Consider the following 22,062-nt stretch of genomic DNA (forward strand, 5'->3'; position numbering starts at 1 on the left):
CGTTTAGCTTACAGGACGCATCCCCGTGCGTCCACGATGATTTCCGAAATTGCAGCACCTTCCTCAACGAGAAACATTCGATCTACCATATTTACGACCACACATGCATGATTTGGCACGATTTGTACACGATCCCCAATCTGCAGGGTACTTCCTCCCTGAACTTCGCCCCAACCGTGTTCTTCTGAAAGTCCCGTGATTTTCGCATGAGGATGTGCCGCACGTACACGGGGATTATACAGGATACAGCCGTAATCGGATCTGCCCTGCAGTGTATCGCTGGTGAGTACTTTGCGGCCCGCATCGAGGACAAAGCGCTCGGTACCCTGGGAAGTGCGGTGCCGACTTACGACCGTGGAGAGAACGGTCAGCGCGCATGCATCCAGCGAACAGATCCCGAGCTCAACTTGGGTCAGGTCGTTGAAAATATAGTTGCCGGGGCGCACTTCTGTAATCTGAAAACCACCGAGGTTTGCATTTTCAAAAACATGGATGGAGGGTGTGGAACCCATACTGATTTCGAAGGAGGATGGATCTACACAATGGGCTTCGGACAATCGGACAGCGACCTCAAGCATTCGGTCACGTGTCTGGGTCATGATTGTGGTGATATCCGAATTATCTCGGGAATACGCATTTCCTTCGTGCGTCAGAATCCCGCACAGATGCAAACCATCCAGCTCTTGGATTTTCAGAGCTAGAGCGACGACATCTTCACGGTCATAGGGGGCCCCACAGCGGCCATGCCCCGTGTCAATTTCTAGGAGCACATCAACAGAAATGCCAGCTTCGCTGAATGCCTTGGAAGCCCGGTTTGCCCCTTCCTCACTGTCGATGCAAAAAGAAATACGGGCCTGATGTGCAAGTTTGATCAGATGCTCAAGTTGCCTTTCTCCGACCACGGTATAAGCAATACGCACGTCCTGAAAGCCATGCTGGACAAATTTCTCAGCTTCGCTGACTTTCGCTACGGTGATCCCATTGGCACCATGCTTGAGTTGACGCTTTGCGAGTGCGACGGATTTATGGGTTTTCGTATGTGGTCGCAGTTCGACGGTTGCAGCCCTTGTAGCCATTTGTGCAAGATTTGCTTCCATGCGCTCCTCATCAATGAGCAGACATGGGGTCGCTAAATCATCCAAGGTGTGCATCATCATGGAACTGAAACGGCTTGAACGTGCAGGGTATGGGGTTGGATTCGCAAAAAATGTTTACTTTGCAACATAAAGTACTTTACAAAGTATATAACCTATGCGCATAGAATACGGACCGATCCCGAGTCGGACAGAGAACTCCCAGAATCAGGCAAGCGAGCATCTGCGATTTATTCGCGATGTCATGGAACGTTCCGCCTCATTCACGGCGGTGCCCGGGTGGGGTATGGTAGCTGTCGGGGTTACTGCGGCGCTTGCATCCTGGATTGCTTCTATTCAGGCCACATCGGACGGGATCCTGATAGTCTGGTTTATTGAGGCAGTGGTTGCGGTAACCATTGCCGTCTGGACATTGCGCAGGAAGGCGCGTAAATGTGGTGTATCGCTTACCAGTGGTCCGGGCCGCAAGTACATTTTGACGCTTGCCCCATCCATGGTGGCGGGGCTTCTGTTCACGGTTGCCTTGTGGCAGGCAGGCAGTCAGGATCTTCTGGCGACGCTGTGGCTTCTGTTCTATGGTGCAGGTACGATTACAGGGGGGACGAGCAGTGTGCGAATTATCCCCATTTTGGGTATCTGTTTTATGGTGATGGGGATTATCTCCCTCTTTCTTCCACCTGCCTGGATGCATTTGTTGCTGGCACTCAGTTTTGGGGGGCTGCACATTGGTTTTGGGCTGTATATCGCGCGGAGATATGGAGGGTAAAATTTTTTTCAGTTCGATGAGAGTGCTGCGAAAAAACCTAGATCCCTTGATTCATGCACGGGTACGTCTCGGGATTGTGAGTGCTTTGGCAGCCGGCGAAACCCTTAGTTTCAGGGATCTGAAAGTACTTCTCAGCACGTCGGATGGCAATTTGAGTCGCCACGCTCAAAAATTAGAGAAGGCAGGTTATATCGAATGTATAAAATCTTTTCAGGGCCGAATGCCTCACACAGAATATCGCTTGACCTCCAAAGGGACCGAGGCTCTTCTTTCGTATGTAGAGCAAATGGAGCATATGCTCCAAGTGGCTCGATCTGTGACGATTGATGAGGATGATTTTTCAAACTGACATGAATGTACAACTGCCGCCCATGGAGGAGATGTGCTCCGCCGCCGTTCCTGGTTCAAGGCAGTGCAATTCGGTAGACCACGCATGACGACAGACCAAGAAACGATGAGCGATCGACTGCATGTTGCGATCATTATGGACGGCAATGGCCGCTGGGCCACTGAACGTGGTCTTCCGCGCACAGCGGGACATCACGCCGGGGTTCGATCACTCAGAGCAACGGTTGAGGCTGCCGTTGAGCGGCAGATCCATACGCTGACACTGTATGCATTTTCGTCAGATAACTGGCAGCGTCCCCGGAGTGAAGTCAGGGCACTGATGCGGATTCTTGCGGCGCAGTTGCCCAGTCAGGCAGCCCGTTGTGTTCGGCAGAATATTCGGCTGAGTATCATTGGCAGGCGTGATCGTCTGCCAGATCCGGTCTTGCAGGCCGTCCTACGTGCCGAAGCCCGTACGATGCATTGTACGGCTCTGCACCTACGTTTGGCGATTGATTATTCTGCGCGGGACTCTCTCACAAAGGCCGCACGGCATGTTGGGAATAATGGGAATGGAGATTTTCTGCAGGCACTTATGCGAGCTTACAATGCAGACAGCCTTGTACCGGATGTAGACCTTCTGATACGAACCGGCGGGGAACAGCGCCTGAGCGATTTTCTGCTTTGGGAATGTGCCTATGCAGAACTCTATTTCATACCGGATTACTGGCCGGATTTTGACGGAACGAAGCTCGATACGGCTCTTTGTGCATTCCAGAAGCGGCAGCGTCGTTTTGGTAAGGTGTCGGCCTGAGAATCAGGACCAGCACAGGTATGGGCAACCCGGAATACGTGTCACGGTATCATCCAGGCAGGGTCTAAGCGATTTTGATTGATGCCAGGCATAACGGATGATTACAGGTTCTATCAAGGCTTTTTACGGCAGAATCACTCCTTGCAGGTTAGCGGCAAGTTCCAATTGCCTTGACTGAATTCATGAGATATCCCACACATCTTGAAATTCCCTATCAGGATCACCAGAGTCGATTGAGCGTCCTGCTTCGTCTGCCTTTGGTTCTGCCGACAATGCTGATCGTGAATTTCTTCGCACCCTTTATGTCTCTGAGCCGTTTTCTGGTAGGCCTTTCAATTGTGTTCTTTGCCCACTACCCCAAGTGGCTGTTCGAATTAAATATGAGCTCCTGTCGGTTTGAGTTTAGGTCGCTGGTCTATCTGTTGCTCCTGACGGATGAATACCCAACGTTTCAAAAGAATGCAGGGATTCTTGTTGAGATTGATTATCCCGATGAAGATGATGTATCTCTCGCCCGCTTGCTCCCTCTGCTGAAATGGTTGTTCGCCATTCCTCATGTAATCATCCTCTCCTTGTTTTCTCTGCTACTTTGTCTCATTACTCCCGTTTGCTGGCTGTCAGTGTTATTGATGGGTCGTTATCCAGATAGGGTATTCAGTTTTGCCGGTGGCGTCTTACGTTGGTGGCTGCGTGTATATGCATACGGTTGGATGTTGGCGACCGATCAATATCCACCGTTCTCATTGGAGGAATAGCTCATGCCTAAGACCGTTCTCCTTCTTCGTCACGGCAAGTCGGATTGGAATGCGGACTACGGCCAGGATCATGACCGGCCGTTGAATCCGCGTGGCAGACGTGCATCCCGTGCCATCGGGCGTTGGCTTACAGAGATAGGGCCCTTGCCGGATCTCATCCTTTGTTCTACTGCTGTCCGTGCTCGTTCCACGTGCATTATGGCCAGTGAGGCGGGTGCGTGGCTGGCAGATGTCCAGTACGAGCGGGGACTTTACTATGCTGCACCGAAAGACCTGATCCATTACCTGCAGGAGGTTCCCGACCATATCCAGACGGCTATGCTGGTGGGGCATCAGCCCACATGGTCCATGACGGCAGCACTTCTATCGAATCATCCGGTGAATGCTTTCCCAACTGCATCCATGGCGAGGATCGATCTTTCGGTCGAAAACTGGGAACGTTCTGCGCCTGGAACTGGGAAGTTCATCTGGCACCAATTCCCCAAGCGATTACCAGAAAGCTATTACGATCAGAACGGCTGACAACGGGTGTGAGGGCTGTGTTGTCGGCAGATTATTCATGACCGGTCGTAAGACGGGCCACGGACAATAGACAAAAATTTTGCAGGCCTGTAATTCCTCTTGGGCGGTTCAGGTTTTGATATACCCTGGAGAGACCGGAAGTTCTTCCGCTATTACTGGTCATCAGCGGGTTCAAGCCCCAGCGTTTCGCCTTTCATAGTTGCAGGAACTCCTTTGGTCATCCATACAGGAGCAGGTGCATCCAAGAGATAATGGTCAAAGAACTGCTGCATGCGAATGGCGAAGTCTCTCCTGTTGGGGTACTTTGACAGCCCATGTCCCTCCCCATTGTAATTGAGCATCCAGACCGGTTTCTGTAAGCGTCGCAAGGCCACAAAAAATTCAATGCCCTGATACCACGGCACAGCACCATCATCATCATTGTGGAGCATAAGGACCGGGGTTTTGATCTTATCAGCCTGGAATAATGGCGAGTTATCAAGATACCTGAGTGGAGTTTCCCAAAGGGATCCTCCAATCCGGCTTTGGGTGCGCTCATATTGAAACATGCGACTCATTCCACTAGCCCAACGGATTCCGCCATAGGCACTCGTCATATTGACAACCGGGGCACCCGCTTCCGCAGCAGCAAACAGATCCGATTCTGTGATCATATAGGCAATCTGATATCCTCCCCAGCTGTGTCCCTGCACCCCAACGCGATCTGGATCCACGAAGCCCTGATTAATGAGCATGGTTACGCCGGGAACGACTGCATTCAGTGCGCTCTCTCCTGGGTAGCCCACTTTATATGGAATGTCCGGCACGAAGACGACATACCCGCGGCTGACATAGAAGGAAAAACTGATCGAAGAACGTGCAGTGGTGGGTGGCCGGTACTGGTGTAGGCCGTTGGACATCTTTTCATAAAAGTACACCATCATCGGGTATTTTTGAGATGCATCAAACCCATCCGGCTTGAATAGCATCCCTGTCAGTGGGATGCCATCCAGGGAGGTCCAATGGACAAGCTCGGCAGTGCCCCAGCTGTAGTCCGATTGCTGGGGGTTGACATCGCTCACCTGCGTCATATCAGACAGATCCAGACTGCTCGTCCAAAGATCTCTGGATTCGGTGAAGCTCTCTTGTGTAAAGAGCAATTGGTCAGCGTCCTCAGCCTTGTCCAAAGAGCCAAAACGCTTATCCATCATGACTAGCTCCTCTGGATACTCATCTGAATCAATATGACCCCGGTAGAACCCTGAGGCTTTCGTTTCCATATTGAAGGCTGAGAGCATGAGTTCATCCGAAATAGACTCTTCATCACGGTCAAGCCCAACATAACGGAATTGAAGGTCCTGTTCGCGGCCCAAACCGCCAGTGACATTGCGGGGCGCAGATACATCGGAAGGATTGACTGCCCATATGTCGTGCCGATCATAAAACAAGAACTCGCGATCATCCGCACTCCAACCCGCACTGCCGTACGGATTGGGAGCATAAGGCCAGTCGTGAATTTCATTGTGAATCGGTACCTCTATCGACGCAGTCAGATTGATCTGCTGACCGCCTTCAGTGGGTAGCGTCATCCAGCTTAATTCATCGCGGTCCCACCATGTGACATAGCCCGCATCTGGGGAAAGGGATGGGAGATACTGTACCCCCTCAAGGACTAATGTACTTGTGCCATCAAGTACATTGGCCACGTAGGCATCGTAGGCTCTGGGGGAATCCCAACTGATCTGCTGCTGATAGGGCAGGTTTGACCAGCCGAGCGCAATGTTTGCATCCCCGTCTGACCCCACGGATACATTCGGCATCGCTTTGTGTGCCAGTTGGATGATCTGTTCTGTATCCAGATGCAGGACTGCCAAGTAAGAGCGCTCTTTTTCCCGCTCCATATTCACCAGCTGCATGGGCTGCAAAAGCGGATCCCGCCAGTTCCAGATGTCTAGGACGGGCGTTTCTTCTTCGTCAACATCTTCCTCTTCGGCCGCCGGTTTTGGCGCCGTGCCAAAGTAGAGTCGGTCGCCACTTTCTGAAAACGACGGATCTCTGTCGGGGCTGATCCACCAGCCTTCAGCGAGAGCGTCACTGGTTGCGGTGGCAACTGCACGAGCACTATCGGTGCCCACCCGCCAATAATAGAGTGCGTACTCCGCAGGGTCCATTGCATGTCCCTCACGGCTGGACAGAAACGCCAGCTGGTCTCCTGCCTCATCGAACGTCAAACGCTCATATGCACCTCCACCAGAGAGAAGCGTGTCTACTGCACCAGAGGAAAGATCTACCCGGACCAGTCCGGTGTCCAGCGAGTCATTTCCCTCAAAAGTGTACACCAAATGTGCACCGTTTGCGGAGAGTAGGTACTCCTGAACATGTGCAAAGCTGGTCACACTTGTGGTTCCAAAATCATGTACGTGGAGCATGCTGCCTTTGCCAGTAGAATCTGCTTCCGTCTCTTCCGAGAGATATGCCACTACATTGGTGAATTCATCCGGGACTTCAAATGAGCGCACATGGGGTACATGATGGGATACTCCGGTTCCGAGGTCTAGAATACCGAGGGTATCCTTTGGCATTTCATCCTCGTCAAGATCTGCTCTACGGGCAGCACGCAGTGTATCGTCAGGAGGAGTAATCAGGTATACCACATACTGGGAATTGTGCGTAAACTGGGCAGCGTTCCCCCTCGGGATCTTGTACAGTTCATCGTCTGTGAGACTACGGATCTCAAGCGTTCCATCTCCCTTTTCCGGGCTGTATTCGTAGAAACTCCACCGACCATCATATGAAATTTCCCGGTCAGAGATACTATTCCAGATTTCGTAGACATCGTGGTCCAGAGCCCTTTTCTGAGCATAGGTGCTCATGCAGAGTAAGGAAAGCATTAGTAGAGAAAAATAGATGCGGTACATTTGATTCGTAGTGTTGAGTGAATTCGTGCAAGCCTACTGACTTACGTGGTTTCCGTCCCAGGTCTGTCCACGGGGGTATGATCCCAGGATGCGTAGATCTGTGGTGATTTCGCCAAGATGCTCAAGAGCTCGCTGAAGCACAGGATCCGCGGTGTCTCCTTCAACATCCAGATAAAACAGGTAATCGCCGGGATGGCCGATCAGTGGGCGGCTTTCCACCTTGTACAGGTCCAGATCACGCAGAAAAAATACGCTGAGGCTCTTAAATAGAGCACCAGGTACGGTTTGTTTTAGTGCAAACACGATTGAGGTCTTAAGTGAAGTTTCTGCGGAGATGTATTTCTCAGCATTTTCTGGTGCTAAAGCCAGAAACCGTGTGTAATTGAGGGCATGACTCTGCAGGTCGGTTGCCAGAACCTCCAAGCCGTACTCCTGAGCAGCCCGTACAGGTCCGATCGCAGCACCTGTAAGGTTGTCTTCCGCCGCAATCAATTTTGCGGCACCTGCGGTATCGTAGGTGGGGACAACCTCACTCCAACCAAGCTTTTCCTTCAGAAATGTCTGACACTGCCCGAGGGCCTGTGGATGAGAAAGAACGCGCTGAATGTCCTCAACCCGGGCACCAGGCTTGGCCATCAGAAAATGGCGGATGCGAAGTTTTACTTCTCCTTCAATCCTGACCTGGTGCGCACGCAAAAGGTCATAGTTGATATGAACACTACCAAAGAGAGAATTCTCAATCGGAACGATCCCCCGCGAAACTGTCTGGGCTTCAACCGCCATAAATACATCTTCCATCGCAGGCAGTGGAACCACACTGCAACCAGGATATAGGCGTCCTGCTGCCTCCTCACTGAATGCACCAATTTCTCCTTGAAAAGCAACCTTCATGTCTACATGTGTTCGGGGGCGCTGATCCCCAGAATGGAGAGTCCATTACGGAGTGTAATACTGGTAGCCTGCGCAAGGGCCATGCGCGCCATTGCAATCTTTTCTTCCTCCCCAAGAATACGGCACGAGTGATAAAACTGGGTAAATGCCTCTGCAACACCACGCAGATAGGTTGCGAGCCGATGTGGTTCGCACGTCTCGGCACAATTGGACACTGCCCGCGGAAAGTCAATGATCCCTTTGATCAAAGCGATTTCGGATTCATGTATGAGTAGATCCAGGCTGGACGGGTCGGGGTCCGGTGCAAGATTGAGGCCAGCTGCTTTCCTCAGGATGGAGCAAATTCGTGCATGGGCATACTGAAGATAGAAAACAGGATTCTTATCACTAGCTTCCCGTGCCAAGTCAATGTCAAATTCCAGGTGTTTCTGGGCGGATCGCATGACAAAGAAATACCGCGTCACATCGGGCGACACTTCATCCATGAGCTCATCCAGCGTAATAAAATTTGCCTTGCGAGTACTCATCTTTACTTCCTCGCCGCCGCGTATCAGGGTCACAAACTGGTAGATAATCACCTTGACACGGCGTGAGTCAAATCCCAGCACATCCAGGCCACGCAGGATGTCAGGATACGTACCAATATGGTCAGCTCCAAATATATTGACCAGAAGATCGAATCCCCGTTCCATCTTGTCAACGTGATAAGCGATGTCAGGCAAACGATATGTTGGTTCACCGGTCCGTTTCACCAGTACTGTATCCGATTCTTTCCCGAGACTGGAGGTCTTGAACCATGTCGCACCATCCTGCTCATAAACCATGTCACTTGCTCGCAGGGCGTCTAGGGTACTGGTCACCGCCCCCGTCTCATAGAGACTTTTTTCGTTGAAATAGTTGTCCATTGAGACCCCGAGGTGCTCAAGTGTGGTACGAATTTCAGAAAAGATGGCGGACTTGGCGGCACGTTCAAAAACATCGTCGTTCTCACTGTCCAACAGGTCAATTCCGTGCTTCTGTACCAGTTCGCGGGCAATCGTCGTAATGTAGGCGCCAAGGTAACCGTCTTCAGGGAAGGAGTCCGCGACGATGATGGGCTCGTCGCCCGTGTCCTCCAGTTGTTTTGATTCATAGCTTTGCCGGTGCTTGATGGCACGGGGCAGGTCTGCAAACGGCTGGTCTTCCTCAGCGACCACCTCCTCGTATCGGCTTCGTAGTGAAGCACCCAGGACACGCATTTGGCGTCCAGCATCATTGAAGTAGTATTCGCGCGTGACGCGATAGCCAACCCATTCCAACAGGCTTGCAAGGGTATCTCCTAGAACGGCATTCCGGCCATGTCCCACCGTCAATGGTCCTGTCGGGTTTGCACTGACAAACTCTACCAGTGCATGCTTGTCCTTGCCCGCATCGGAACGTCCAAAATCAACCCCCTGGTGCAGGCAGGATCCAAGCTCACGGTACAGGTACCGGTTGGAGCACTTGAAATTAATAAATCCGCCTCCTGCAACCGAGACCGAGTCTACGTAGAAGGGATCATGTTCATCTGCCATGAACGCGGTAACGATCTCTTCCGCGATCATCCGTGGCGGGCGACGCAAATGCCGGGCAAGCTTCATCGCACAGTTTGTGGCAAGATCTCCATGGTCGGGGTTTGCGGGGACCGACAGCTCCGGCACAAAATCTGCCGGCACAGACGGAATGGATGTCAATATGCGCTGAAGCGCTGCCCTGAGATAGTCTTTCATATTACGCCTTTAGTGACCACCTCCATTTGAATGGCGAGAGATCCACGGGAGGAGGCTTATCCAGAGCCAGAGCTGCCAAGGATTCACCAACTGCAGAACTGGCTTTGAACCCATGGCCGGAGCAGGCACTTCCTACGATAACGTGCTCGTCATCCCCATACATACGGTCTATGAGATAGTGTTTGTCCGGCGTATTTGAATAGATGCAAACGGTCGTTTTTCGGCACACGCCCGCCGCCTCCGGCATGATTCTCTCCAAGACATTGCGTGTGTGGGCTTCATCTTCCAGCCCGGCCTTTCGGTTGATCTCTTTTGGGTGTGTGACAACTTGGCCTGCATGATGTAGACCTACTTTGATCCCGCTGCCCAGATCGGGACAGCCATAGCTCTTTAACCCGGTCGCATCCTCCAGAATAAATGGCGGGCACTGCGCTGGCTTGAAGTGTGAGCCGGTCGGTGTGAACCAGGAATTTGTGACACGCTCAATCATAAGGGGTACAGGTGCAAAGTCACGCATCCAACTCCCAGCCGTCAGAATCACCCGCGATGCTTCAAAGGTATCCAGGTCCGTTTTCACGATGACGCGGCTCTGTTGGACGTAGCAGGACAGGACGGGTGTCCCAAACCGACATTGGGCCCCGTGCATTGCAGCTCTTCGAAGATGAGTGCGCACGCAGAGTTCGGGCTGGATGTAGCCCGCTTCTAGATCAACGAGTGCAACCTGATCTGATTGGAGGCGATATCCAGGATAGCGTTGGTTCACTTCGTCGGAGGATAACAGCAGATGCCGGATGTTACCGGCGATGGCGGTTTTTTGTGCAGCACGAACCATTTCACTGTCGGGTTGGCCAATATTGAGACATCCCCCTAGGTACATGAGTTTTGTTGCAGATATGTTTTCCAGTTCAGACCACAATGTGTAGGCCCGGTTGAGCAGTGGCAGATATTGTGGCCCCTCGGAATAGCTTTTTCGTATAATTCGGCTCTCGCTGTGCGTTGAGCCATGCGTATGCGGGCAGACAAAGCGATCAATCCCCAGTACGGTAGCTCCCGTTCGGGCGACATGAAACAATGCTGCACTGCCAGCTGCTCCCAATCCAATCACGATGATGTCAAAATGAGGTGAACTCAATAGTCTACACGTAGAGTGAAAATTCAGCCCGTCTCATGTAACACGCCAAAGCCAGGCCCAAGAGTGTGGTATTGGTTAAGAGAGCCGAGCCGCCATAGGACAGGAAGGGCAATGGAATGCCGATCACAGGCAGCAAGCCCAGCACCATGCCGATATTCACGCATACATGAATCAAAAATATTCCCGCAACTCCAGCAACAACAAGGTTTCCGAAGGGGTGGTCAATCGCTCTTGCCAGCCAGAGCAAACGGAGCATCAGTGCAGCAAAGAGTAATAAGACCAGGATCCCGCCAACAAACCCCCATTCCTCGCCAATGACGGAGAATACAAAGTCTGTAGATTGTTCGGGGATATAGCGGCCTTGTGTTTGGGTACCCTGTCGAAATCCCAACCCAAACCATCCACCTGATCCGAGCGCTGCTTTCGATTGCACGAGGTGGAAACCGACATTGGCCCGGTACTCATCCGCTTCGGGATTGGAAAAAGAGACAATACGGGCAACCTGATGCGGTTGCAGCACATACTGCAGTGCAAAGTTGGCGACGCCGATGGTCATTGCGCTGGCGATCACCCCAGCGGCCACCCAGCTGCGGCTATGTGTTCCATACCATGCGATAATCCCAACCAGAACCGTAAACCCTAAAGCAACCGGCCAGCTGAGGATTGTCAGGTACCCTGCAACTGGGAAGAGGATCAAGAGTCCGACAATTCTGAGGGGAACCCCGCCGCAGAGCGCAAGGACGGGTATAAGGCCCACAAATACAAGTGCGGTTCCAAGGTCATTCTGGAGAATAATCAACAGGGCCGGCAGGATAAGAGCTCCGGCAGCAATCGCCGCTGTAGGCAGGATTGATTTCTCCTTCCTGCGGGATGCCAAAACAAAAGCAGCCATAAGCAGTCCTCCAACTTTTGCCAACTCGGAGGACTGAAAGCCGATCGGCCCAAAGTAGACCCATGAACGTGCTCCACCCACTTCATGGCCAATCACGAGAGCCAGGATCAAAAATCCGATGGTTGCCAAGTAAATCAACGGGACCATTCGAACCAATAGACGCATTGGCACCGATAGAATGGTCACGAGCGCAACGGTAGAGATCATCAGCCAGAGACGCTGTCGCCCGAAACTGTTCTGGACTGTGGTCAGCAAAAATTCCTGTGCCTCTCCGTGGGTAGAGCTATAAATTGCAACCAGTCCACAGGCACACAGGGCAATCCAGATTAACAGAGTTGAGATATCAAGATTTCGATACCACCGGCGCATGAATTATTCGGCTGCTTGTGTCAGTGACTCGCTGGTTGCTGACAGGGCACGCCCCATTCGGATATCCGTTTGCCAGGAGGGGGGCACGTCTCCCTTGAGATACATCTCTGCAAGCAGGCTGGCAATCGGGGCCGCACATTGACTTCCGTTCCCGGTATTTTCACATTGGACAGCCAGAGCAATCTGGGGATTATCAAATGGCGCAAACATGATGAAGACCGAGTGATCCTTAAAGTTGCCGGGAGCCTGGGCCGTTCCGGTTTTTCCCGCACTCTGAATCCCGGGAATCTGTGAAGCGCGTGCAGTGCCCGCCTCCATGACCAGGCGCATCCCTTCGCGGACCAGGTTTACGTAGGCCGTGTCAATTCCCAAGTGAATGGGATCGGAAATGTCGGGCAGTTCCACCCGTTTATTTGTTTCGGGCTCAACCAGGTGAGAAACCATGTGGGGCGCGTACAGCGTTCCCCCGTTGGCCAGCGCAGCTACATACCGGGCCAATTGAAATGGAGTAACTCCCATATCTCCCTGTCCGACGCCGAGGTTCATGATTGCTACCGTTCCCCAGTATCTCCCGGTTTGCTCGAAGTAGGCAGAATCGGGGATTAATCCAGGAGTCTGTTCTAGCAGGTCCGTAGGAGATTCTACTCCGAAGCCAAAGCGGTTCGCATGCTTTTTGAAGACCTCGAGATCCATCCTCCGGGCTAATTCAAAAAAGAATGTATTACATGAATTCTTTAAGGCCTCGACAACGTTTTGGTGGCCTCGTGCCTCCATGCACCGAAAAAAGCGGCCCTGACCGAATGGGTGGTATCCAGGACAATAAATCGTTTCATCGGCTCCCTCAAGGAGCCCTTCCGACAACCCCAATAGTGCCATAAACGGTTTCCAGGTTGATCCTGGGGGCATCAAATTCATCGTAGCCCGATTGTAAAGAGGGTCTTCATGATGGTTGAGCAGAGCTTGCCAGGCTTCGCGTTGGATTCCCTGACTGAGCGATTCAAGCGGGTAATCCGGTTTGCTAACCAGTGCGATTATGCCACCGTCATTGGGATCCAGGGCGACCACCGCTCCGCGTTTGTTGACAAACAGAGACTCAGCGAATTCCTGAACACGATGATCCAGGGTGAGATGAAGATCATAATTCCCTCGTGGTGGCTGATCTCCCTGGCCCTGCGCGTAAGACATGATCTCGAGACCGTATACATTTACCCAGCGGCGGGCGACACCGGGGATTCCTCGGAGCCATGGCTCATATCCCTCCTCAATACCGGTCCGCCCCCGAAAATCTCCCTGACGGTAGAGTGAAGAGTCAGATTCATGGTCGATGGCATTCAGCTCTTCCCGGTTGATTTCTCCGATATATCCCAGAGCGTGCGAAGCCCGGGCGTTTGTAGGGTAACGTCTTTGCTGTTTGATTTCCCACCCAACACCAGGAAGCAGGTAAACATCTTCAAGGACACGGCTGTACTGTGCAAATGAAACATTCGAAAAAGAAGGGTACAGTCGATAAGGATTATAGTCCTGCGCTTCCTGCAGGCGCAGTGTTACAACGGAGTCGGGGATTTCCAGGTGTTTTGCCAGTAGTGGTATGCGGGTTTGGTCGAAGTATCTCGGTGCAAGGGAGATCGTATAGGTCGGCGTATTGTGGACTATAAGGGTCCCGTTACGGTCATAGACCAGTCCGCGAGCGGGAAGTACACGTATGTCACGCAGTGCGTTACCACGTGCGATTTCTGAGAGGTCCTGACGCTCGGCTACCTGTAGCCGAAAAAGTTGGAGGCTCAGTACCGACAGCACGAAAACAACTGCACAACAAAAGAGGGTGAATCGGTTTTTTGTCAACGCCGTGGTATGATTATTGTCAGTATTTTGGGTGCAGGAGCGTTTTTGGGGAACCGCCTGCCAACCTAAGCCTATTATACTACCCGGTAGGGGTGTCAAACGGCTTTCGTATACATAAAATTAACGATCAGCGGAATAACTCCATGAGAAATGTCTTGAAGATCACGGCGTTCATCGTTCTACAGGTTCTTGTCGGGGTCTCCCCTGTACTGGCACAGCAGTTCGGGCGCAATAAAGTCCAATACGATCGATTCGAGTTCAGGAGTTTTCAGACTCCCCACTTTGAATTCTACTTTTACCCGGAAGCAAAGGATGCGGTTGCGGATGCGTCCCGTATGGGGGAACGGTGGTATCGCCGGCATTCCCGAACCTTCTTACGCGATTTCCATGAACGCAAACCGATCATTTTTTATGCCAACGATGCCGATTTTCAGCAGACCAATGTAATCGGAGGACATATAGGTCAGGGTACTGGAGGGGTGACCGAAAGCCTGAAAGAGAGGGTGGTTATGCCACTCACAGGAATTTACGAGGAGACGGACCATGTACTGGGGCACGAGTTGGTGCACAGTTTCCAATATGATATTGGGCTGTCGCGCGGAGACAGCTCCCGGTTTGCCCTTCAACTTCTTCCGCTTTGGCTTGTGGAAGGGATGGCAGAGTATCTGTCAGTGGGACGTGAAGATGCACATACGGCCATGTGGATGCGTGATGCAGCTTTGCGGGATGATTTGCCGACTATTGAGGACATGACCCGGAGCAATAAGTACTTCCCGTACCGGTATGGACAGGCCTACCTAGCGTACATCGGAGGTAAATATGGCGATGCCGCGGTCACGAATCTTTTCAAGTTAGGTGGGCGCGTAGGGGTTGACTCCGCGTTTGTGTATACAATTGGGATTACGGCTGATTCGCTTTCAGTCGAATGGGCACAGGCGATCCAAGAGGCATACCTGCCCCTGATGGAGTCACGTACGCATCCAGACAGTGCAGGAACTGCCATCCTTTCGGAAGAGCTCAGTGGTGGTGCCCTGAACCTTTCCCCTTCTGTGAGCCCGGATGGGCAGTATATCGCATACCTAAGTGAAAGGGATATTTTCAATATCAATCTGTTCATTGCAGATGCAGCAACAGGAGAAACCATCCGCAAACTTCAGTCAACCAACACGAATCCCCATTTTGACAATATCCGCTTTATCAGTTCCGCAGGCTCCTGGTCTCCTGATGGGAAACAATTTGCATTTGTAACCTTCGTTCAGGGAGACAATGAGATTTCGATATGGGATCTGGATAGTGGTGCAATTGAACGACGGATCAGTGTGGGTGGGGTAAGTGCGCTCAGCAACCCTGCGTGGTCACCAGATGGTCGATCCATTGCATTCTCGGGAATTGATGGCGGAATCAGCGACCTGTACATATATGATATAGAGAGTCAGCAGGCTCGACAGATTACCAGTGACCGGTTTGCTGACCTACAGCCAGCGTGGTCACCAGATGGGCGGACGATTGCAGTAGTCACAGATCGAGGGCCGGAGGGGACAAATTTTGAAACCCTGGAGTATGCCGACACCCGTATTTCATTGATTGATCTCGAAAGTGGTACACACAGTACCCTGCGTCCTTTTGTGAACGGGAAACACATCAATCCACAATTCTCGCCGAACGGACAGAGTTTGTATTTCGTGAGTGATCAGGATGGATTTTCTGATATTTATCGGTACGATTTACGTGAAGAGGCTACGTACCGTGTGACAAATTTAAAAACGGGGGTCAGCGGGATTACAGCGCTTTCGCCTACGATGAGTGTAGCCTCTCAGAATGGACGGGTTGTTTACTCTGTCTTTTATGACGGCGGATACTCAGTCTTTGGACTTGAGGAGGATGAAGCGATGGGAAACCTCGTCGAAAGTAGTGTACCGTCCCAAGCCAGTATTCTGCCGCCCCAAAGTGCGGCGAATGAGGGGCTGGTTGAAAATTATCTGGATGACCCTTTGACCGGGCTGCCAGAGCCTCGTACCACGGTTGAAAAGATATATGATTCACGCCTGCGTCTAGATTACGTTGCGCCTCCGTCCATTGGCGTATCTGTAGGGGGGTATTACGGGGGTGGTGCTTCTGGGGGCGTTGGGTTTTATTTCAGCGATATGTTGGGGAATCGGAATTTGGCGGTTGTGGCGCAGGCGAACGGGACTTTCCGGGATATAGGGGGGATGGTTCAGTACATGAATCGTGGTCGACGGTTTAATTATGGTGGTCTGGTCGCCCATATTCCGTACCTGTATGGCATCCCGCGACAGGGCTTCAATCAGTTTGGACAGTTTGTTGTCCAGGATTTACGGCAGCGGATTTATTTGGATCAGGTTCGTGGAATTGGTTCGTATCCTTTTTCAACGACCCGTCGTCTGGAGGTTTTCGGGGGATTCACCCGCTACGGGTTTGATATTCAGGCCTACACATACACATATACGCCGTTTGGGATTCAGAGAGAGCGCAGGAATGCAGATAAGTGCAGCAACCTGACGCCCGAGGAGCGACAAACCGTGTGGGCGTGCGAGCCAGACGGGTTCTATTACTTCGATGCGGGTTTGGCCTACGTTGGGGACTTCAGCAATTTCGGCTTTACGTCACCTTCCCAGGGGGGACGGTACCGGCTTGAGGTTGTCCCTCGCTTTGGGACGGACAATTTCGTCAGTGTATTAGTTGATTATCGGCGCTACTTCTTCTATGAGCCGGTTACGTTTGCGGTTCGGGGCATGCTCGCAGGAAATTTCGGGGGTGATCAGGATCAGATTTTTTCACGGGAGTACCTCTATTATCCATACCATCGGGGCTTCGTTCGCGGATACAATTATAGTTCTTTTGATTTTGCGGAAGAATGTCAAGATATCACCTGTTCGGTATTCGCGCGCCTCTATGGGACGCGAACGGCGATGGCAAGCGCTGAGATCCGTCTGCCATTATTTGGAACGGAGGCGCTGGGGCTGTTCAACTTCCCCTATCTACCACTAGAATTGGTCGGCTTTGTTGATGCAGGGATGGCTTGGAATCAAGGAGATGATCCACTCAAAATGCTCAAGTTCGAGCAGGATACGGTGGAGCGTGTGCCGGTGGTCAGTGTAGGCCCATCGGCTCGATTCAATCTGCTAGGTTATATAATCTTTGAGATCTACTACGCGTACCCATTCCAGCGGCCGGATAAGGGGGCACATTTTGGATTCCAGTTACTACCTGGCTGGTAACGTAGTGTGAGATGGATTCCATTCTGCTGCGCCGACTCTTCGGGCTGGATCCTGAATTAGCTCACCGGTTAGGTTTTAGTGCCGCATGGCTTGCAGACCGGATTGCGCCGGCGTATTTGGAGAAGACATTTGGGTTTGATGACCCCATCCTTCATCAAGAGGTATGGGGGTTGGGTTTTCCCAATCCGATTGGTCTAGCTGCAGGATGTGACAAGAATGCTTTACTGGTCTCATTTTGGGACAGGCTGGGGTTTGGCCACGCAGAGATAGGTTCGGTTACAGTGAACCGTTCACCCGGGAATTCGAGGCCGCGGTTGTTTCGCCTCCCGGAAGATCGTGCGATCATCAACCGATTGGGACTTCCCAGCAAGGGTTCGCGCCGGGTTGCCCAGCGTTTATCCCGCTGCTCTGCAGTTAAAATGCCGATTGGCGTGAGTATTGCCAGAGTAGATGGAAGCTCACCGGCCATTGAGGATTACTGCCAGTGTGCTTTGCGGTTTTTGCCGTATGCCGATTACTTGACGATCAACATCTCGTGTCCCAATACTGTAGACGGGAAGAGCTTCGAAGCACCGGAGCACCTGGATTCACTCTTGGATGCTCTGATGGATCAGGTGGGGAACCATGTTCCAGTCCTGATGAAGCTCTCCCCTCCAGATACCCCAAAGGTGATCTATGACAGCCGGACGGATGCACTCCTAAAGATCGCGGTCCACCATGGAGTGAATGGGTTTGTCGTGACAAATACAGCCAAGGACCGTCTTGGGCTCGTGACCGACAAGGAATCCCTAGATGCCATCGGTAACGGGGGACTCAGTGGCCCGCCCATCTATCCAAGGTCAGTTCAAATGGTCAGGTATGTTCGTTCCTGTGTTGGCCCCGATTATCCAATTATTGGAGTTGGGGGTATTTCCTCAGCGGAAGATGCCTATCAGATGATCCGTGCGGGTGCTAGTCTCCTGCAAATCTATACCGCACTCATCTATGAGGGGCCGAAGTTTGTCCAGAGTATAAAGCGAGGGTTGGTTCAGCGGCTGAAATCCAGTGGATACGCATCAATTGTATCTGCTGTAGGTACTGCACCGGGCATTGGCGAGTCTACAAGTGTTGCCGATTTGCCATTCATTCCCGGTGTTTGAGGTATGCGGATGCGTTTGTTGTTCAATTCACTGGGTTTCTGAGCAAAGGATTTCTGATTCCATGTCTTTTTACCATGCAGGCTGATATGATTCAATCATGGATCCGCCCTGTTTGCCGAATCGGTACGGTGAGTGTAGTCCACATTGATTTAGCTCTTGACGAGGCTCACGAGCGGCATGCAGTCAGTTGGCTTCATGAGCAGGAGCGGCAGCGTTGGCAGCGGTATCAAGTTGATCGTCCACGAAGGGAGTTTGCATTCTGCCGATCGGCACTGCGTTATCTGCTTTGCCAGCAACTTGGATGTAATAACTATGAGCTTTCGATTGCTACCGCAGATCACGGCAAACCATATGCTTTATTGCACGGGAAGCCAGTCTCCATCAGATTCAATGTGAGTCACAGTGACCCTCATGGACTGATTACGATTAGGGAGGGATTGCGTGTGGGGGTGGATGTGGAAGCGGGTTTACGCAAGAGAGATTTTGATGGGATTTCCGAAATGGTGTTTGGCCCGAATGAGCGGGAAGAGATCCTATCGGTCAAAGGCGCAAAAAAGGCGAGACTGTTTTTTAGATACTGGACGCTGAAAGAGGCGTTGCTCAAGGGACTCGGGACCGGATTATCCACCGATCTCACCAAGATTGAACTCCCCCAGAACGTCCGCCACGGGGCTCCAAGGGGAATCTTTCAATCCCCTAGCGATCCAGCTACCCACTGGCAGCTTCAGGATTTGAGCACCCAGCAGTACACCGCAGCAATTGCCTCCGAAATCGTCTCTTCCGATCCAAATTATACCTCGCATACTGAAACCTGAACCATCGGCATATCCAGAGTCCTTCCCTCTCCGCACATGAAATAATTCCACGATTTGTACTTTGATGGCGTTCCAAACCGTCACCCTCAGGGTTAATAATCGGCTTATGCATCCATGCGAGGGATTCTTGCAAGAGGTTCGTAGATATGCCTTTTTTCCGTAGCAACCCCTCTCAAAAAGGCGATACTTCTCAGCGTATCTTTCCTGGCTATTGGAATGCCGATGCCTTCCCCATTGCCGTGAGGTGGGTGCAGGGAGTTGAAGAGTACTCTGAGAACCTCATAAAGTCTGATGAGCTCTAAGGAGGCAGGGCAGTCGACTCTCCAAGGTTGCCCCTACAGGCAACTGATTGGTCCCAACATCCTCGCTGCCGACTGAACAGTTCAATTACATTCCACTCAGCAGATCTCTACGATCGCAGCAGATTAGGCTTTGAAAGCAGTAGGGCCATTTCGCGGAGCCCGATGACTTCGATTGATTCCCCTACCGGATAGCGGTCTTCGCCCGCATACACCACAAAGGTACGCTCTGGCTCAATATCACTAATGGCATTGTGGAATCCCTTGCCGAGACTTGGAGTGAGTGAGCGCTTGATTTCAATGACTATGGGCCGTTGGAATCCAGGAATCTCCAGTATAAGGTCAAGTTCAGCTCCCGCGGACGTTCGGTAAAAGCTGGCACGCGTTCTGGGATGAGCATCAGAAAGGAGATTCTCGATTACAAACCCTTCCCAACCAGCTCCGACGATGGGGTGTCCCACAAGGTCGTGTAACTGTTTGATACCCAACAGAGCATGTAACAGGCCGCTGTCACGGATGTAGATCTTGGGAGACTTGACAAGCCGCTTGCGGGTGTTGGCCGAATAGGGTGTAAGTCGCCGCACGAGGAGTAAGCGAGTCAGTACATCAATGTACTGTGACACTGAGGGGGCACTCATGGATAGGTTGCTCGCCAACCGCGCCACGTTCAGGATTCCCCCCTGGCTGTGAGCCAACATGATCCAGAGTCGTTCGAGGGTTTCAGTAGGTATTCGAACCTGCACAAATTCCGCCAAATCACGCTCCAGATATGTGCGAATGAAACTCTGGCGGAATACTAGGCTGTCGTCGTCATTGGCCGCGAGGTAACTGTCTGGAAAACCGCCGCGAACCCATAGAGAATCCTGAGCATTCGCGTTCGCTTCAAGGACGCTGAGAGGATTGAGAGACACAAATTCGATTCGCCCCGCTAGACTCTCCCCTGCCTGTTTAAGCAGGTCCATGGTTGCTGACCCGAGAAGGAGAAATCTTCCGGTTCTCCGGCCGCGCCGCCTCCCCTCGTCAATGAGACCACGTAATTCAGAAAATAGATCAGGCACTCGATGGATTTCGTCCAGAATCACAAGTCGATCTTCGTAATGACGCAAATACAACCTAGGGTCAATCAGCCGTGCCCGATCGCTGCCGGACTGTAGGTCAAGATATAGTGCTTCAGTCGTGCCTGCAATCTCCAAGGCCAGCGTAGTCTTACCCACCTGACGGGGCCCAAGCAATGCCGTGGCAGCCTGTCGATTCAGTGCTTTACGCACCTGTGGAAATGCGTTACGGGCCAACATCCTTGCAAATATGAAATTATCTTTTCGATTTGCAAGAATAAATGATTGATAATGTAAATTGTTTCCGTGTGTAGACAGGGAAATTGCACATTTCTCGACAATTGACGCACTTGAATTACGGGAGTCACCGGAGAACTTAACCAGTCTACCATGGCTGTGATTGCCGATGTCGGGGCCCCCTAATAATATTCATCACGACATGAATACAATGGAGAGGTGGTCAATCTTCGCTCTTCTCGTAAGCGTTAATGATTTCCTTGACGAGACGGTGGCGCACGACATCAATCTTGTTGAAGTATACAAAGCTGATGCCATTGATCTTCTGGAGGATGGACTCTGCCTCCAAGAGGCCACTTTGCCGCGAATCTTGAAGATCTATCTGTGTGAGATCCCCCGTCACGATGGCGCGGCTATTGATTCCGAGACGTGTCAGAAACATCTTCATTTGGATCGCCGTCGCATTTTGTGCTTCGTCCAGGATGACGTAGGAAGAATTCAATGTGCGTCCGCGCATAAAGGCCAGAGGCACGATTTCTATGACATGGTCAGCCATATGCGCGGAGAGCTTCTCAGCAGGTAGAAACTCTTCCAGAGCATCATAGAGCGGGCGCAGGTATGGATCAATCTTGTCCCGGAAATCCCCCGGTAGAAATCCAAGTCGCTCCCCTGCTTCCACGGCGGGTCGGCACAGGACAATGCGCTTCACCTGTCGTGCTTTTAGTGCTGCAACCGCCAGTGCTACGGCCAGATATGTCTTTCCGGTACCAGCCGGACCAATGGCAAATACAATATCGTTCTTGCGGGTAGCCTCCAGTAGCCGGGCCTGACCAGGGGTTTTCGTCCTGATCATGCCACCCGAAGACGTGTACAATACCACATCACCGATTCCCTTATTCGATGGACGTGGATTGGCAGTTGCCATTGCGAGGATGGTGTCAAGATCTCCTGAAGTCACAGACCCATTCCGGCCAGCAACGGATGCAAGTTCGGCAAACGCATGCTCAATCAAATCAAGCGAACCGCTTGGGCCACGAAGATGGATCTGATTTCCTCGGGCAGTGATCTGGATATTTGGGAAAGCAGACTCAATTCGCTTCAAGTGCACGTCGTGCGTGCCAAACAGTAGAAGAGGATCGGCCTGATCAAGCGTGAGAGTAGTTTCTGCCAATTGTTTGCGTTTGGTTCCAAATCAATACTCGGGGGTTCAACCGAGCAGGGTAATAAAT

The 22,062-nt window shown here is 51.9% G+C and carries 17 protein-coding genes; 8 read left to right on the plus strand and 9 right to left on the minus strand.

All coding sequences use genetic code 11. From position 1 onward, the window contains the following. Positions 1 to 8 precede the first annotated feature (8 nt). Positions 9 to 1,157: a hypothetical protein gene (locus tag F4Y64_06020; protein MXX97155.1), complete on the minus strand. Its 1,149-nt coding sequence runs from the start codon at positions 1,155 to 1,157 to the stop codon at positions 9 to 11. A gap of 94 nt (positions 1,158 to 1,251) precedes the next feature. Here F4Y64_06020 and F4Y64_06025 point away from each other — a divergent pair, with 94 nt between their 5' ends. From F4Y64_06025 to F4Y64_06045, 5 genes are all read left to right on the plus strand, one after another. After that, complete coding sequence (locus tag F4Y64_06025; protein ID MXX97156.1) at positions 1,252 to 1,860, plus strand: hypothetical protein; 609 nt, start codon at positions 1,252 to 1,254, stop codon at positions 1,858 to 1,860. Further along, positions 1,850 to 2,209 carry a transcriptional regulator gene (locus tag F4Y64_06030; GenBank protein MXX97157.1) on the plus strand — a complete coding sequence of 120 codons (360 nt, stop codon included), beginning with the start codon at positions 1,850 to 1,852 and terminating at the stop codon, positions 2,207 to 2,209. The genes F4Y64_06025 and F4Y64_06030 overlap by 11 nt, the downstream gene beginning before the upstream one ends. Positions 2,210 to 2,293: 84 nt before the next feature. After that, positions 2,294 to 3,001, plus strand: coding sequence for a di-trans,poly-cis-decaprenylcistransferase (gene uppS / locus F4Y64_06035; protein MXX97158.1), 708 nt, complete (start codon positions 2,294 to 2,296; stop codon positions 2,999 to 3,001). 182 nt (positions 3,002 to 3,183) lie between these two features. Continuing rightward, positions 3,184 to 3,756 carry a DUF4389 domain-containing protein gene (locus tag F4Y64_06040; GenBank protein ID MXX97159.1) on the plus strand — a complete coding sequence of 191 codons (573 nt, stop codon included), beginning with the start codon at positions 3,184 to 3,186 and terminating at the stop codon, positions 3,754 to 3,756. 3 nt (positions 3,757 to 3,759) lie between these two features. Continuing rightward, positions 3,760 to 4,278 (plus strand): histidine phosphatase family protein, encoded by a 519-nt coding sequence (locus F4Y64_06045; protein ID MXX97160.1) that lies wholly within the window; start codon positions 3,760 to 3,762, stop codon positions 4,276 to 4,278. Between the two features lie 152 nt (positions 4,279 to 4,430). Here the strand turns inward: F4Y64_06045 and F4Y64_06050 are convergent, their stop codons facing one another. Genes F4Y64_06050 through mrdA form a run of 6 tightly spaced genes read right to left on the minus strand, consistent with a single transcriptional unit; the run spans position 4,431 to position 14,148 of the window. Beyond that, positions 4,431 to 7,175, minus strand: a complete 2,745-nt coding sequence (locus F4Y64_06050; GenBank protein ID MXX97161.1) for a S9 family peptidase — start codon at positions 7,173 to 7,175, stop codon at positions 4,431 to 4,433. Positions 7,176 to 7,208: 33 nt separating this feature from the next. Further along, complete coding sequence (gene pheA / locus F4Y64_06055) at positions 7,209 to 8,066, minus strand: prephenate dehydratase (GenBank protein ID MXX97162.1); 858 nt, start codon at positions 8,064 to 8,066, stop codon at positions 7,209 to 7,211. Positions 8,067 to 8,068: 2 nt separating this feature from the next. Next, positions 8,069 to 9,814 (minus strand): arginine--tRNA ligase, encoded by a 1,746-nt coding sequence (locus F4Y64_06060; protein MXX97163.1) that lies wholly within the window; start codon positions 9,812 to 9,814, stop codon positions 8,069 to 8,071. 1 nt (position 9,815) lies between these two features. Further along, entirely contained in the window at positions 9,816 to 10,973 is a 1,158-nt protein-coding gene (solA, locus tag F4Y64_06065) for an N-methyl-L-tryptophan oxidase (protein ID MXX97164.1), read from the minus strand. Next, on the minus strand, positions 10,951 to 12,207 hold the full coding sequence (locus F4Y64_06070; protein MXX97165.1) for a rod shape-determining protein RodA: 1,257 nt from the start codon (positions 12,205 to 12,207) through the stop codon (positions 10,951 to 10,953). Before F4Y64_06070 ends, solA begins: the two co-directional genes overlap by 23 nt. Positions 12,208 to 12,210: 3 nt before the next feature. Beyond that, positions 12,211 to 14,148, minus strand: a complete 1,938-nt coding sequence (gene mrdA, locus F4Y64_06075) for a penicillin-binding protein 2 (protein MXX97166.1) — start codon at positions 14,146 to 14,148, stop codon at positions 12,211 to 12,213. A 44-nt stretch (positions 14,149 to 14,192) separates the two neighbouring features. On the opposite strand from mrdA, the gene F4Y64_06080 reads away from it, so the two are divergent. From F4Y64_06080 to F4Y64_06090, 3 genes are all read left to right on the plus strand, one after another. Then, positions 14,193 to 17,288: a peptidase S9 gene (locus tag F4Y64_06080; GenBank protein ID MXX97167.1), complete on the plus strand. Its 3,096-nt coding sequence runs from the start codon at positions 14,193 to 14,195 to the stop codon at positions 17,286 to 17,288. A gap of 11 nt (positions 17,289 to 17,299) precedes the next feature. Next, entirely contained in the window at positions 17,300 to 18,427 is a 1,128-nt protein-coding gene (locus tag F4Y64_06085) for a quinone-dependent dihydroorotate dehydrogenase (GenBank protein ID MXX97168.1), read from the plus strand. Positions 18,428 to 18,501: 74 nt separating this feature from the next. Continuing rightward, positions 18,502 to 19,242, plus strand: coding sequence for a 4'-phosphopantetheinyl transferase superfamily protein (locus tag F4Y64_06090; GenBank protein ID MXX97169.1), 741 nt, complete (start codon positions 18,502 to 18,504; stop codon positions 19,240 to 19,242). Positions 19,243 to 19,651: 409 nt separating this feature from the next. On the opposite strand, the gene F4Y64_06095 is transcribed toward F4Y64_06090, so the two are convergent. Together F4Y64_06095 and F4Y64_06100 are read right to left on the minus strand one after the other, a co-directional pair. Next, the gene (locus F4Y64_06095; protein MXX97170.1) at positions 19,652 to 20,836 is read right to left on the minus strand and encodes an ATP-binding protein; all 1,185 of its coding nucleotides are present in this window, start codon (positions 20,834 to 20,836) and stop codon (positions 19,652 to 19,654) included. Between the two features lie 220 nt (positions 20,837 to 21,056). Beyond that, positions 21,057 to 22,004: a PhoH family protein gene (locus F4Y64_06100; protein MXX97171.1), complete on the minus strand. Its 948-nt coding sequence runs from the start codon at positions 22,002 to 22,004 to the stop codon at positions 21,057 to 21,059. Between the last annotated feature and the right edge of the window lie 58 nt (positions 22,005 to 22,062).

It is taken from the genome of Rhodothermaceae bacterium, assembly GCA_009838195.1.
Taxonomy (GTDB): domain Bacteria; phylum Bacteroidota; class Rhodothermia; order Rhodothermales; family Bin80; genus Bin80.

Bases quoted from the DNA above. Each gene is read 5' to 3' on its own strand.
- F4Y64_06080 (MXX97167.1), top strand. From the start codon at position 14,193: ATGAGAAATGTCTTGAAGATCACGGCGTTCATCGTTCTACAGGTTCTT.
- F4Y64_06060 (MXX97163.1), bottom strand. From the start codon at position 9,814: ATGAAAGACTATCTCAGGGCAGCGCTTCAGCGCATATTGACATCCATT.
- F4Y64_06030 (MXX97157.1), top strand. From the start codon at position 1,850: ATGGAGGGTAAAATTTTTTTCAGTTCGATGAGAGTGCTGCGAAAAAAC.
- F4Y64_06085 (MXX97168.1), top strand. From the start codon at position 17,300: ATGGATTCCATTCTGCTGCGCCGACTCTTCGGGCTGGATCCTGAATTA.
- F4Y64_06090 (MXX97169.1), top strand. From the start codon at position 18,502: ATGCAGGCTGATATGATTCAATCATGGATCCGCCCTGTTTGCCGAATC.
- F4Y64_06070 (MXX97165.1), bottom strand. From the start codon at position 12,207: ATGCGCCGGTGGTATCGAAATCTTGATATCTCAACTCTGTTAATCTGG.
- F4Y64_06040 (MXX97159.1), top strand. From the start codon at position 3,184: ATGAGATATCCCACACATCTTGAAATTCCCTATCAGGATCACCAGAGT.
- F4Y64_06045 (MXX97160.1), top strand. From the start codon at position 3,760: ATGCCTAAGACCGTTCTCCTTCTTCGTCACGGCAAGTCGGATTGGAAT.
- F4Y64_06020 (MXX97155.1), bottom strand. From the start codon at position 1,157: ATGATGATGCACACCTTGGATGATTTAGCGACCCCATGTCTGCTCATT.
- F4Y64_06050 (MXX97161.1), bottom strand. From the start codon at position 7,175: ATGTACCGCATCTATTTTTCTCTACTAATGCTTTCCTTACTCTGCATG.
- F4Y64_06025 (MXX97156.1), top strand. From the start codon at position 1,252: ATGCGCATAGAATACGGACCGATCCCGAGTCGGACAGAGAACTCCCAG.
- F4Y64_06095 (MXX97170.1), bottom strand. From the start codon at position 20,836: ATGTTGGCCCGTAACGCATTTCCACAGGTGCGTAAAGCACTGAATCGA.
- uppS (MXX97158.1), top strand. From the start codon at position 2,294: ATGACGACAGACCAAGAAACGATGAGCGATCGACTGCATGTTGCGATC.
- pheA (MXX97162.1), bottom strand. From the start codon at position 8,066: ATGAAGGTTGCTTTTCAAGGAGAAATTGGTGCATTCAGTGAGGAGGCA.